The sequence below is a fragment of the Microbacterium sp. UBA3486 genome (assembly GCF_002377845.1).
GTDB classification, from domain to species: domain Bacteria; phylum Actinomycetota; class Actinomycetes; order Actinomycetales; family Microbacteriaceae; genus Microbacterium; species Microbacterium maritypicum_A.
In genome coordinates this window covers 595-13,764 of record NZ_DFQP01000115.1, presented here as the reverse complement: position 1 = coordinate 13,764, position 13,170 = coordinate 595, and the positions used below count along the sequence as shown (strand labels likewise).

General features: G+C 71.2%; 13 protein-coding genes. All 13 read left to right on the top strand.

Annotated elements, in window-relative coordinates; all coding sequences use genetic code 11:
• The first annotated feature begins 69 nt into the window (after nt 1-69).
• The gene (locus B2869_RS17885) at nt 70-1,170 is read left to right on the top strand and encodes a FecCD family ABC transporter permease (protein WP_292769486.1); all 1,101 of its coding nucleotides are present in this window, start codon (nt 70-72) and stop codon (nt 1,168-1,170) included.
• On the top strand, nt 1,167-2,252 hold the full coding sequence (locus B2869_RS17880; protein ID WP_292769482.1) for a FecCD family ABC transporter permease: 1,086 nt from the start codon (nt 1,167-1,169) through the stop codon (nt 2,250-2,252). The genes B2869_RS17885 and B2869_RS17880 overlap by 4 nt, the downstream gene beginning before the upstream one ends.
• Nucleotides 2,252-3,088, top strand: coding sequence for an ABC transporter ATP-binding protein (locus B2869_RS17875; RefSeq protein WP_292769480.1), 837 nt, complete (start codon nt 2,252-2,254; stop codon nt 3,086-3,088). Before B2869_RS17880 ends, B2869_RS17875 begins: the two co-directional genes overlap by 1 nt.
• Before the next feature lie 103 nt (nt 3,089-3,191).
• The gene (locus B2869_RS17870) at nt 3,192-4,211 is read left to right on the top strand and encodes an ABC transporter substrate-binding protein (protein WP_292769478.1); all 1,020 of its coding nucleotides are present in this window, start codon (nt 3,192-3,194) and stop codon (nt 4,209-4,211) included.
• 1 nt (nt 4,212) lies between these two features.
• Nucleotides 4,213-4,869, top strand: a complete 657-nt coding sequence (locus B2869_RS17865) for an isochorismatase family protein (RefSeq protein ID WP_292769476.1) — start codon at nt 4,213-4,215, stop codon at nt 4,867-4,869.
• Entirely contained in the window at nt 4,866-5,648 is a 783-nt protein-coding gene (locus B2869_RS17860; RefSeq protein ID WP_292769474.1) for an SDR family oxidoreductase, read from the top strand. Before B2869_RS17865 ends, B2869_RS17860 begins: the two co-directional genes overlap by 4 nt.
• Before the next feature lie 61 nt (nt 5,649-5,709).
• Entirely contained in the window at nt 5,710-6,879 is a 1,170-nt protein-coding gene (locus tag B2869_RS17855) for an isochorismate synthase (RefSeq protein WP_292769472.1), read from the top strand.
• Entirely contained in the window at nt 6,876-8,543 is a 1,668-nt protein-coding gene (locus tag B2869_RS17850; RefSeq protein WP_292769470.1) for a (2,3-dihydroxybenzoyl)adenylate synthase, read from the top strand. Before B2869_RS17855 ends, B2869_RS17850 begins: the two co-directional genes overlap by 4 nt.
• Nucleotides 8,540-9,904: a lysine N(6)-hydroxylase/L-ornithine N(5)-oxygenase family protein gene (locus B2869_RS17845; protein WP_292769468.1), complete on the top strand. Its 1,365-nt coding sequence runs from the start codon at nt 8,540-8,542 to the stop codon at nt 9,902-9,904. The genes B2869_RS17850 and B2869_RS17845 overlap by 4 nt, the downstream gene beginning before the upstream one ends.
• The gene (locus B2869_RS17840; protein WP_292769466.1) at nt 9,891-10,163 is read left to right on the top strand and encodes a phosphopantetheine-binding protein; all 273 of its coding nucleotides are present in this window, start codon (nt 9,891-9,893) and stop codon (nt 10,161-10,163) included. The genes B2869_RS17845 and B2869_RS17840 overlap by 14 nt, the downstream gene beginning before the upstream one ends.
• The gene (locus B2869_RS17835) at nt 10,163-10,387 is read left to right on the top strand and encodes an MbtH family protein (RefSeq protein ID WP_121657603.1); all 225 of its coding nucleotides are present in this window, start codon (nt 10,163-10,165) and stop codon (nt 10,385-10,387) included. Before B2869_RS17840 ends, B2869_RS17835 begins: the two co-directional genes overlap by 1 nt.
• A complete protein-coding gene (locus B2869_RS17830) occupies nt 10,384-11,223 on the top strand; it encodes a siderophore-interacting protein (protein ID WP_292769463.1) in 840 nt (279 codons plus the stop codon). The genes B2869_RS17835 and B2869_RS17830 overlap by 4 nt, the downstream gene beginning before the upstream one ends.
• 73 nt (nt 11,224-11,296) lie before the next feature.
• On the top strand, nt 11,297-13,170 hold a 1,874-nt coding region (locus B2869_RS17825; RefSeq protein ID WP_292769461.1), incomplete at its 3' end, for an AMP-binding protein.

Here is a 13,170-nt window from a genome sequence, read left to right as displayed (position 1 = left end):
TAGTTAGGTTAGCCTAACCTCGGACTTCGCGTGAGGTCATGACCGCGGATGACGGGAGCAGGGCACGAGGTGAGTACGACCCAGACGGCGGATGCCTCTGAGCGGAAGGTCGCTGAGGAGATCGCCACGGACCCTCGTGCCGTCCTCGGCCCCGTGCGCTCGAGCACGCGACGACGGTTGCTCGGGCTCGTCGCGCTCCTCGTTCTCCTCGCGGTGGCCGCACTGCTCTCGCTCGCGATCGGGGCGCGTGACATCGCGCCCGACGTCGTCGTCCGCGCGCTGTCGGCCGCTCTCAGCGGCGCCCCGGACGGCGACTTCGAGGCGACGGTCGTGATCACCGAGCGACTGCCTCGGACCGTTCTCGGCCTCCTGGTCGGCGCCTGCCTCGGCGGGGCCGGTGTGCTCATGCAGGGACTGACCCGCAATCCGCTGGTCGACGGCGGCATCCTCGGCGTCGAGATGGGAGCGGCCTGCGCGGTCGTGGCGGGGATCGTGCTCATGGGGCTCGCCGGGGTCGGTGCGACGTTCTGGTTCGCCCTCGCCGGCGCCGGCATCGCCGCCGCACTCGTCTTCTCCATCTCGCGCCTCTCACGGGCGGCGTCCACCGCCATGAGCCTGGTGGTGGCGGGGGCGGCGACGGCTGCGATGCTCGCCGCCGTCATCAACCTCCTCATCGTGCGCGACAACACCTCATTCTCCCGCTACCGGTTCTGGTCGATCGGACAGCTCGCGGGACGCGGGGAGACCATCCCCGAACTCTGGCCCTTCGCTGTGACCGGGATCGTCCTCGCACTCCTGTGCGGCGCCACGTTGAACGCGCTCTCCCTGGGCGAGTCGACCGCCGCCGCTCTCGGCGTCCGCGTGCGCCGTGCCCAGCTGGGGGTCGCGTTCGTCGCGGTCCTGCTCTGCGCCGCGGCCGTCGCCGCCGCAGGACCCATCGGCTTCATCGGTCTGATCGGCGCACACCTCGGCCGGCTCATCGTGGGCGCCGATCAGCGGCTGCTCGTCCCCTTCGGAATGGTCTGCGGTGCCGCCGTGCTGCTGGCCGCCGACGTGGCCGGACGCATCACTCCGGGAAACGGGGAGATCGCGGTCGGCATCATGACCGCCGTGGTCGGAACGCCCGTCTTCGTCGTCCTGGCCCGCACCAGGAAGCTGGTCGAAGCATGAGCGGGGCGGGCGTCATGGGTCTCACCGCCGGGGCGCTCCCCGACCGGGACGTCACCTCCGAGGGAACCGTCGTCACGAGCCTGAGAGATGCTCGACGGCGGGCCCGGATTCGTCTGACCGCTGTCTTCGCGTCCCTTGTCGCCGTCGGACTGGCCGCCTTCTCGATCGAGATCCTGATCGGCGGGAGTGCAGAGCTCTCGCCCGACGCCGTCTTCGAGGCGCTCTTCGGCGAGGGGACCGTCGTCTCACGACTCGTGGTGTGGGAGTCCCGCCTTCCCCGCGCGCTCACCGCCGTGCTCGTCGGCGCGCTCTTCGGCATGGCGGGTGTCGTGTACCAGCGCCTCATCGGCAACGTGCTGGCGACCCCCGACATCATCGGCGTCTCCAGCGGAGCGAGCGCCGGGGCGGTCGCGGTCCTGGTGGGGCTGGGCGGAACGGGCATCGCGGTGCAGGGAGGCGCCATCGTCGGTGCCGTCTTCGCCGTGCTCGTGATCTTCGGTCTCAGCTGGAAACGCGAATCCTCCACCTATCGCCTGGTGCTCGTCGGCATCGGCGTGGGGGCGTGCTTCGCGGCCGTGACGAGCTACCTGCTCACCTTCGCCGACAGCATGACCTCGACGCGCGCGATGCGCTGGATGATCGGCTCGCTCGCCGGTACCCAGTGGTCCGACGTCGCGCTCCTGTTCGCCGCCCTCGCGCTCGGGGTCGTCGCCGTCGCGGTCATCGACCCCTCGCTCGACGCGATCCGGCTCGGTGATCCGCTCGCCAGGGGGCTGGGGACGCGCGTCGGCTTCATCCGCGTCGCCGCGCTTCTCCTGGGGGCATTGCTGGCGGCGCTCGCGACGAGCGTGGTCGGGCCGATCGCGTTCCTGGCGCTCGTCTCCGGACCCATCGCCGCACGCCTGGTCCGGCAGGGCGGTCCGTTCCCAGCGGCGCTCGTCGGCGCCGCACTGCTCCTGCTCGCCGACGTGGTGGCGCAGTCCGCGCCGTTCGTGAGCCCCGTTCCGACCGGTGTCGTGACCGGACTCATCGGCGCACCCGTGCTCATCTTCCTGCTCCTCACCCGGAAGGCGGACGCCTGATGACCGTACTCGACGAGACGCCCTCCGCTCCCTCGCACGCAGGTCGTGCGGAGGAGCCGATCCTCGCCGCACAGGGCGTTCGCGCCGGCTATGCCGCGAAGACGATCGTCAGCGACCTCGACCTCCTCGTCGCACGCGGCGGGATCACCGCACTGATCGGGCCGAACGCATCGGGCAAGTCGACGCTGCTCGGCGCCCTCTCCCGCCTCGTGCCCCTGCAGGCCGGATCGGTGCTCCTCGACGGCGCCGACATCCACGCGATGCCCACCCGCGAGGTCGCGCGGCGACTGGGAATCCTCCCGCAGAGCCCGGTGGCACCCGAGGGCATCACCGTCGCCGAGCTCGTGCGACGTGGCCGCCACCCGCACCGACGTTTCGCGAGCACCCGGGCCTCCGACGACCTGATCGTCGCCAGGGCGCTCCTGCGCACCGGGGTGGCCGACCTCGTCGACCGTCCGGTGGACACGCTGTCGGGCGGGCAGCGGCAGCGCGCGTGGATCGCGATGGCGCTCGCGCAGGAGACACCGCTCCTCCTGCTCGACGAGCCGACCAGTGCGCTCGACATCGCCCACCAGGTGGAGGTGCTCGATCTGCTGGTCGACCTCGTCGCCGAGGGGACGACCGTCGTCGTGGTGCTGCACGACCTCGCGCACGCCGCCCGTTACGCGTCGACCGTCGTCGCCCTGCGCGACGGCGCCATCGTCGCTTCCGGTCCACCCGCCGACGTCATCACCGCCGACCTCGTCGCGGAGGTGTTCGGGGTGCAGGCCCGCATCATCGCCGACCCCGACACCGGAGCACCGCTGGTGCTGCCACGGGGGCGACACGGGATGTGACCTGAAGCCTCTTTCGCCCTGAAGCCTCTCTCACCCGAAGCCTCGCCTACCCGAAGCCTCTTTCGCCCTGAAGCCTCTCTCACCCTCAAGAAAGTAGAGACACATGACCCGCTCCGTGCTCCGCCGTCTGACCGCGGCGGCCGCCGCCCTCGTCGTCAGCACTTCGCTGCTCGCCGGATGCGGCGCCTCCGCCGATACTCCGTCCTCATCGACCGGGTCCGCGGCCGGCTATCCGATGACGCTCACGAGCCCCTATGGAGAGACGACGCTCGAGGACAAGCCGGAGCGCGTCGCCGTGGTGTCCTCCGTCGATCTCGACATCGCCCTCGCTCTCGGTGTGGTCCCGGTGATCAGCCCGCAGTACGGCGACGCCGAGCTCGATCCCTGGGAGACCGACGCTCTGGAGGAGCTGGGCGAGACGACGCTGAAGACCTACGACTCCACCGACGGCGTCGATTACGAGGCGATCGCCGTGGCCGAACCCGACGTCATCCTCGCCACCAGCGGCTGGACCCTCGATGCCGACTACGAGCAGTTGTCGAAGATCGCCCCGATCGTCTCGTACACGGGAGAGGACGGACTGAGCGCGATGACCTGGGAGCAGCGCACCGAATCCGCTGCCGCCGCTCTGGGACGCAGCGACCAGGCGAAGGAGGTCATCGACGGTATCGCCGCCGACTTCGCCACCGCGGCGGCCGCGAACCCCGAGCTCGCCGGGACGACCTTCACCTACGCCGTCATCCACCCCGAGCAGATCACCTACATCTCGTACGAGGGCAGCGACGTCACGTTCTTCACCAAGCTCGGCCTCACCCTTCCGGAGCGCGCGTCCGACTTCGGCGCCACCTCCGCCGCGGTGAGCCGCGAGAACCTCGACCTGCTCGACGCCGACATCCTGCTCATGGGATATCCGTTCGGCGACGAGGGACTGCTGACCCGCTCCGACCTGGAGAAGGACGCGCTGTTCCGCCAGATCCCCGCGGTCGCCGCCGGACGCTACGCCGTGATCGACGACGCGTTCGCCTCGCCGCTCGCCTACCCGACACCGCTCACGGAGCCGTGGCTGCTGGAGCGGCTCGTCCCGGTGCTCGCCGATGCCGCGGCCGGCAACGGGGAGAAGTGACATGGGGCTTCCCCGTATCGCGACCTATGACGTTCCGGGTGTCGACGAGCACCCGGAAGGCCGTGTCGACTGGACGCTCGATCCGACCCGCAGCGCGATCCTCGTGCACGACATGCAGCAGTACTTCGTCGACGCCTTCGCGGACGCCGACGGCCCCGTCGGTCTGGCGATCGGCCACATCGCCCGTCTGCTCGACGCGGCGCGGACTGCCGGCGTGCCGGTGATCTACACCGCGCAGCCGGCCGGACAGGACCCCGTCGATCGCGGGCTCCTGTCCGAGTTCTGGGGTCCGGGTCTGCAGGACGAGGAGAGCGCCGCGATCGTCGACGAGCTGCGTCCGGTCGCGGGCGACACGATCCTCACGAAGTGGCGGTACAACGCGTTCATCCGGACGCCCCTGCGCGAGACCCTCGCGGCCCAGGAGCGGGATCAGCTCGTGATCGTCGGCGTCTACGCGCACATCGGATGCCTGCTCACCGCTGCCGACGCGTTCATGAACGACATCCGCCCGTTTCTCGTCGCCGACGCCGTCGCGGACTTCTCTCGCGAGGATCACCTCTTCGCGCTGGACTACGCGGCCAATCGGTGCGCGCGCGTGCTCGACACCGACACGGCTCTCGCCGCTCTCGCCCCGGGCGCTCCAGGAGCCGGAAGGTGAGCACGGTCGCACTGGTGACCGGGGCGGCGGGAGGCATCGGCGCCGCGGTGGTGGCCCGACTCCGCCGCGACGGACGGGCGGTCGTCGGATTGGACCGTGATCCGGGTGCGGACGTCATGATCGATGTCACCGACCGCGCCGCGATCGAGGGCGTCGTCGCCGAGATCGAGAAGACGCAGGCGGACATCGACGTGCTCGTCAACGCCGCAGGGATCCTGCGGACGGGATCCGCCCTGGAAGGAGACCCGGAGGATCTCACCGACATGCTCGCCGTGAACGTGCTCGGCGTGGCTACGGTATCCAGAGCAGTGGGGGCGCGGATGGCGAGGCGAGGACAGGGGTCGATCGTGACCGTCTCCTCGAACGCCGCCGCGACCGCACGAGCGGGCATGGTCGGCTATGGCGCCTCCAAGGCGGCCGTCGCGCAGTACACGATCGGATTGGGGCTCGAGCTCGCCGCAGACGGGGTGCGATGCAACGTCGTGGCTCCGGGGAGCACACGCACGGCCATGCTCGTCGCGGCCGGGCGACAGCGGGAGTCCGCGCCCCTCGCGGCGGCGACCGCAGCAGAGGGGATCCCCGGGAGCGATGATCGCACGGCGCAGGCCGTGGCGGCCGCGATCACCGGCGACGCCGCGCGCTTCCGGAACGGCATCCCGCTCGGACGCGTCGCCGACCCCGAGGACATCGCCGCCGCCGTGGCCTTCCTCGTGTCGGAGGACGCCCGCCACATCACGATGCAGACGCTGACCGTCGACGGCGGGGCGACGGCGTGCTGAGCGGGATCCCGGATGTCCCGGGATCCCGGACGAACCCGCAGGCAGTGTGAGGAGAGAGAACATGTACGGATCGGATGACGTCATCTTCCATGGTCGTCGGCGGTGGCACGGTACCGGCCGTCGCGCGGTGCTGGCGCGGGAGCAGGCGGTCGGACCCGGCCTCGCCGACGCGGTTCTCTCGATGCTGCGCCGGACGGAGGCGGAAGACGGCGTGCGTCGGATCGCTCTGGGCGCGATCCCGTTCGACCCCTCGCAGCCGGCGCACATCATCGTGCCGGAGCACGTGGTCGAGGTCTTCCCGGAGGTGGGGGAGACCGACGGATCCCCGGTGGGGCCGATCGTCGGCGCATCGTCCGAACCCGCCCAGAGGGCCGCTGCCGTCATCCCACCGGACGACCCCGGCTACCGGGTCGCGGTGGGAGCCGCGTTGCGCGCCATCGAGGCCGGCATCGTGACGAAGGTGGTCCTCGCCCGCACGATGCACCTCGAGGCCGGTGATCCGATCGACACCCCTGCGCTGTTCCGGGCCTTCGCCGGGCAGAACCCGGCCGCGTACGCGTATCACGTGCCGGACGACGAGGGCGGCGTGCTCGTCGGGGCCTCGCCCGAACTCATCGCCGCGGTCGAGGGCACGCGATTGCGCTCCCTCCCTCTGGCGGGGCCCGCCGCCCGCCACGACGATCCGCGCGCCGACGACGCCGCGCGCGCGGCGCTCACGTCTTCCGCGAAGGATCGGCACGAACACGCGGTTCTGGTCTCGGCCCTCGCCGAGCGTCTGCGCCCCTTCGCGCCGACGCTCGCCGTCCCCGCGGAACCGGTGATCGTCGAGACACCGCGTCTGTGGCACCTGGGCACGCCGATCGAGGGCGAGCTCCTCCCGGGGGCCACCGTGCTCGAGGTGGCCGCTGCCGTGCATCCGACCCCCGCCGTGTGTGGAACGCCGACGGCCGCCGCGCGCGACCTCATCCGCATCCTCGAACCGGAGGACCGCGGACTGTACGCCGGCCTCGTCGGGTGGATGGACTCGTCCGGCGATGGGGAGTGGGCGCTGGCGCTGCGGGGTATCCATGTCTCCGGAACGACCGCCCGCCTGCATGCCGGGGCCGGAATCGTCGCCGGGTCCGACCCGGTCGCGGAGCACCGCGAGACCGCAGCCAAGCTCGGCTCCGCCCTCCGTGCTCTCGCCGCCGTCACGCCGGTGCGTCGTCGCTCCCTGGCGGGTGTCGCATGAATCCCGTCGCCACGGATCCGCTGATCACAGATCCGCCGACCGTACAGCCGCTGACGGTGGAGGGCGTGGTGCCCTACCCTGCGGAGTTCGCGGCGCGGTACCGGCAGGCGGGGCACTGGATCGGCGCGACGTTCGACGAGCTGCTGCGCGAGGCCGTCGCCGCGGCGCCGAACAGCCTCGCGGTGGTGGACGGCGAACGCTCCTGGACCTACCGCGACCTCGATGCACGCGTCGGGCGGCTCGCCACGGTGCTGATCGCCGACCACGGTGTGCGCCGCGGAGACCGGGTGGTCGTGCAGCTTCCCAACATCGCCGAGTTCGTCGTCGTCGTGTTCGCCCTGTTCCGGGTCGGTGCGGTTCCCCTGTTCGCCCTGCCCGCACATCGCCGCTCGGAACTGCTGCACTTCTGCCGGGAGGCGGAAGCGGTCCTGATCGTGACAGCGGAACGGATCGGCGGATTCGACCACGCGGCGCTCGCCGCCGAGGTCGCAGGGCTCGTGCCGAGTGTGCGCGGGGTTCTGCTCGCGAGCGACGTCGACCCCGCATCGGAAGGGCGTCCCGAAGCCGAGACCGTTGCGGTCGCGCCCGGTGATCTCGCCTTCCTCCAGCTGTCCGGCGGCACGACCGGCACGCCCAAGCTCATCGCCCGCACGCACGACGACTACCTCTACTCGGTCCGCGAGAGCGCCCGCATCTGCAGGTTGCACGCGGGCAGCCGCATGCTCGTGGCGATGCCCGTCGCCCACAACTTCACGATGTCCTCGCCGGGCATCCTCGGCATCATCGCCGCGCGCGGTGCCATCGTGCTCACCACCGACCCCGGCCCCGATGCCGTGCTGGCGCTCATCGAACGTCACGGTGTGACCATCGTCCCCGCGGTGCCGCCGCTCATCCTCTCCTGGCTCAATGCGCCGCAGCGGCAGGAGCACGATCTGCGCAGCCTGGAGGTGGTGCAGGTCGGCGGGGCGAAGCTCAGCCGCAGTGTCGCCGAGCGGATCGAGCCCGCGTTCGGATGCCGCCTGCAGCAGGTCTTCGGCATGGCGGAGGGACTCGTGAACTACACCCGGTTGGACGACGACATCGAGACCGTGCTCTCGACCCAGGGCCTGCGCATCAGCGCCGACGACGAGGTGCGGGTCGTGGACGAGACGGACCGGCCGGTGCCGCCGGGCACGCCGGGGGCGCTCCTGACGCGCGGCCCGTACACGATCCGCGGCTACTTCCGGGCGCCGGAGCACGATGCGCGATCCTTCACCGCCGATGGCTTCTACCGCACCGGCGACATCGTGGTCGAGCGGGAGGACGGGTACCTCACGGTCGTCGGCCGATCGAAGGACCAGATCAATCGCGGCGGCGAGAAGATCGCGCCGGAGGAGATCGAGAACGCCCTCCTCACGCATCCCGACGTGCACGACGCGTCCGTCGTCGGCATCTCCGACGAGGCGATGGGGGAGAGGGTCCACGCGTCCGTCGTGCGGCGTGCGCGACCGGACGGCACCCCGATCCCGCTGCGCCCGGTCGATCTGCGTCGGCACCTCGCGGCGGTGGGGCTCGCGGTGTACAAGGTCCCCGACGTGATCGCCCTCGTCGATGAGCTCCCGGCCACCGGCGTCGGCAAGGTCGACCGTCGAGGGGTCGCCGCGCAGGAGAGGAACCATTCGTGAACGCCGCGATGACGGAGGGCGCCGAGAACATCCCCGAGACGGTGGATGTCGTCGGCATCGGATTCGGTCCGGCGAACCTGGCGATCGCGATCGCGCTCCGGGAGCACGCGCAGGAGGGCAGGCCGCTCGACGCGGTGTTCTTCGAGGCGCAGGAGGAGCCGACCTGGCATCCGGGAATGCTCCTCGAAGACGCGAGCATGCAGATCTCCTTCCTGAAGGACCTGGTCACGTTCCGCAATCCGGTCTCGCCCTACTCGTTCGTCGCCTTCCTACACGAGCGGCAGCGTCTGGTCGACTTCACGAACCGCGGGTGCGCCGAGCCCCTGAGGATCGAGTTCGCCGCGTACCTGCGCTGGGTGGCGGAAGCCTTCTCCGATGTCGTCCGCTACGGATCCCGCGTCGAGCGCGTGACACCGATCCGGATCGACGGCGAGGTCGAGGCCTTCGACGTGCTCGTGACCTCGGCCGACGGCGTGCACACCGTCCGCGCCCGCAGCGTCATCGTCGCCGCGGGACTCCGGCCGCGGTTCCCGGCAGGCATCCTCCCCGGACGACGGGTATGGCACTCGGCGGACCACGTGCACCGGGTGGGGGAGCTGCGCGCTCCGCGACGGCTCGCCGTCATCGGAACGGGGCAGAGCGCGATGGAAGTCGCGCTCGACCTGTCCGACCGGTTCCCCGAGGCCGCCGTGCACCTCGTCTCCTCGCAGTTCGGCGTCGCGCCGAGCGACCAGGGGCCGCTGGTGAACCGGATCTTCGACCCGGACTCGGTCGACCTGCTCTTCGATGCCCCGGACGCTGTGCGCACCCGTCTCGATGCCCTGCACCGGAACGCCAACAACGGCGTCGCCAGCACCGCGGTGATCCGCGCGTTCTTCGACCGGATGTACGGCGATGCGTGGCTCGGCCGGGAGCGTCTGGTGCTGCATCGAGTCAGTCGACTCGTCGCCCTGCAGGAGGAGCCGTCGGGAGTGCAGGCGACGATCCACTCAGAACTCGACGGCTCCCGAACTCTGCTCGACGTCGATGCGGTGGTGTTCGGCACCGGCTACCGCCCCTTCGACACCGCAGAGCTGCTGCAGGACGACGCCGGTCTCCTCCGTCGCGATGACGCGGGCCGCCCTGTCCTCCGCCGCGATCACTCGGCCGCCCTCACCGAACCCGGCACGGCGCGCCTGGTGCTCGTGGGTCAGGGCGAGCACCAGCACGGTCTGACCTCGACGCTCCTGTCGACGACGGCCGTGCGCGCGGGGGAGATCGCGGATGCCCTGGTGGCCGCCGTCGGACGGAACCGCCACCCCCACGACACGTCGGCGGGAGAGACCGCCGACGACAGGAAAGGAACACATGTCGCCGTCTGAAGCCCTCGAGCGCGCCCGCGCGCTCGCCGCCGCCGTCGTCCCGGACGATCTCACCGACGTCGCGGGAGACGAGGACCTCCGTGACTACGGGCTCGACTCGGTCCGCGTGATCGGACTCCTCACCGCCGTGCGCGACGCCGGCGGCGCGATCGAGTACGCCGACGTCGTCGGCGGAACGACCCTCGACATCCTCGCCGCGGCACTCGCCTCGGCACACCCCGCACACCCCGCACACCCCGCACACCAGGAAGGCGAATGATGAGCACCAACCCTTTCGACGACGAAGACGGAGTCTTCCTCGCACTCGTCAACGACGAGGAGCAGTACTCCCTGTGGCCCGAGTTCGCCGAGGTCCCCTCCGGCTGGCGGATCGTCTTCGGCCCGGCCGATCGGTCGGCCACCCTCGAGTTCATCGAGACCACGTGGACCGACCTGCGACCGCGCTCGCTGCGTGAGGCGATGGCAGCGGAGACGGCACGATGACCGCGATCGCACCTGCCCCGGTCGAGTACGTCGACTTCCCGGTGCGGATCCGCGAGGTCGAGGTCGTGCGCACGACCCGCCTGTCCGACACGATGATCCGGCTCACGTTCGGCGGCGAGGGAGCGGCGGGGTTCGAGAGCGCGATCTTCGACGAGCACGTGAAGCTCATCTTCCCCGAGCCCGACACGGGGGAGCTGCGACTGCCCCTGCCCGACGGCGACGACCTCATCTGGCCCCGACCGATCCCCACGAGCCGCGAGTACACGGTGCGTGCCCACCGACCGGACGCACGGGAGATCGACATCGACTTCGTCGTGCACGCGAGCGGACTCGCCTCGGACTGGGCGCGAGACGCGCAGCCGGGAGACAGGGTGCACATCGCCGGCCCTCCCGGGGGATACCGGGTGAGCGATGACTACGACTTCTACGTGCTCGTCGCCGACGAGACGGCACTGCCCGCCGTCGCCCGCTGGCTGGAGGAGAGCCCGCGCTCCCGATCGGGTGCGGTCGTCGTCGAGGTCGAGGGGCCGAGGTCGGAGCAGCCGCTCGATGCACCGGACGGCGTCTCGGTGACCTGGCTGCACGGGGGCGGTGCCGCGACCGACAACCTGATCCGCGGTGCGCTCGCCGTGGAGATCCCCGAGGGTTCGCGGGTCTTCGTCTGGCTCGCGGGAGAGGCCGGGGCCATCAAGCCCCTCCGACGCTGGGTGCGTGACGAGCTGGGCCTCACCAAGCACCATTCGTCGATCACCGGCTATTGGAAGCGCGGCATCGCCGATACGCACGAGCACCTCGACGAGGACGACGAGGACGACACCGAGGACGACGAGGACTGACCTCCGTCCCGCACGCCCGACCCCGTCCGGGGACCGCCCATGACAAGGACGCCCCGAGGAAGAGAAGACCGCGATGATCACGACCTCCCCTGTTTCCCCGTTCGACGGCGACAGCGACAGCGACGACGACGGCGACGTGCTGAGTGCCGCCGCACGCAGCATCGTCGACGCACAGCTCCTGGATCCGGACTCCGACGTGTTCGTGGTCGCCGATCGGGTGGACATCGTCGGTGACGTGTCGACGGCGCTGCTGGCGGAGGCGATCCGCGCCGCCATCGCGGAGACGGACGCGCTGAGGGACCGGATCGTGCGCGATGCGGAGGGGCACCCCCGTCGGGTGCAGGTCGATGCCCCGGTGCGGATCGACGTGCACGACGTCTCGGACCGCCCCGACCCGACGGCCGCAGCGGACGAGCTGTTCGCCCAGGAGCTGGCACGCGGACACGGGGGACTGGACGCGGAGTCGATGACCGGGCAGGTGGTGGTGCGAACCGCTGCGGATCACGTGGTGTGGCTCATCCGTTCGCACCACGCCCTTCTCGACGGCTACTCGATATCTCTCGTGGCGCACCGGGTGGCCGAGCGCTATCGGGTGCTCGTGGGAGCCGGGGGCCTGGGACCCGACTTCGGCCGGGCCGCGTCGCTGCGCGCCGAGGAGCGGGCGTACGCGGAGTCGGCCGCTGCGGAGGCCGATCGGGCATCCGTGCGTACGCTGCTCGACGAGGCGGGTGTCGCGGATGCCGCGGACGTCCCGACGGTGTCGGGAATCTCCGCACCGGGAGTGCGTCGGGCCCACGCGGTCGAGGTGCCCCTTCCCGCGGAGACCGCGGATGCCCTCGCTGCCGTCGTGGCCACGGACCGCCGCCTCACCTGGGCGGACGTGAACGTCGCCGCCTTCGCCGCCTTCGCCGGGAGAGCAGCAGGCGTCCGCCGTCTCGTGCTCGGTGTGCCCTTCGCGGCGCGAGCGACGACCGGTGCGGCGCGGACCCCGTCGATGTCCGTGACCGTCCTCCCCCTTCCGGTGCGGGTCGACCCCGCAGACACCCTCTGCACCGTCGCCCTGCGCGTATGCCGTGACCTCGGCGTGCTCCGGCGCGCCCAGCGGATCCGCGGAGAGGCGCTCGCACAGGAGCGCGGCATCCCATCGCTGCTCCGGGGGCCCGGGGTGAACATCAAGCCCTACACCCCGATGCTCGATTTCGCAGGTGCCGAGGGCACGATCGCCACCGTGGCCGCAGGCCCCGTCGATGACATCGACCTCACGATCACGCCGACGGTGGATGGCGGAGTGCGTCTCCGACTCGAGGTGAACCCCGATGTGCACTCCGCGGCGGACGCGGACGCGATCGCGAGAAGATACGCCGGCTTCCTCTCCCGGATCGCCGCCGAACCCGCGCAGCCGCTCGGTCGGTCGGCCGCGCTCGCCATCGGTGACGGCGGCGCCTCCGGCTCCGAGCCCCTGCCGGAGGGCGGATATCCGATCGTCGACATCTCGGCGGCGCTCGCCCGTGCGGTCGCGGCCGCTCCGGAGGCGATCGCGATCCGCGCATCCGACGACGAGGTGACCTTCGCCCACCTGCACGCGCGGGTGCGATCGCTCGCGGCGGTGCTCGTCTCGCGGGGCATCGGCAGCGACGACGTCGTGGCCCTCGCGATGCCGCGCGGTATCGACCTGATCGTCGCGATCTTCGCGGTGCTCGAGGCCGGCGGAGCCGTCGCGCCGATCGATCTCGCCTACCCGGAGGAGCGGATCGCCTTCGTGCTCCGGCATGCGGATCCACGGCTCGTGGTCACGATCGAAGGATCGCCGGCCGCCGCGCATCCGCGTGCGCTCGTGCTCGACGGGGACGGGACGGCCGGTCTGCCCGCGGCGTCGGAGGACACGGTGTTCCCGTCGCCCGCGCCCGACGCGCTCGCCTCGGTGATCTACACCTCGGGATCGACCGG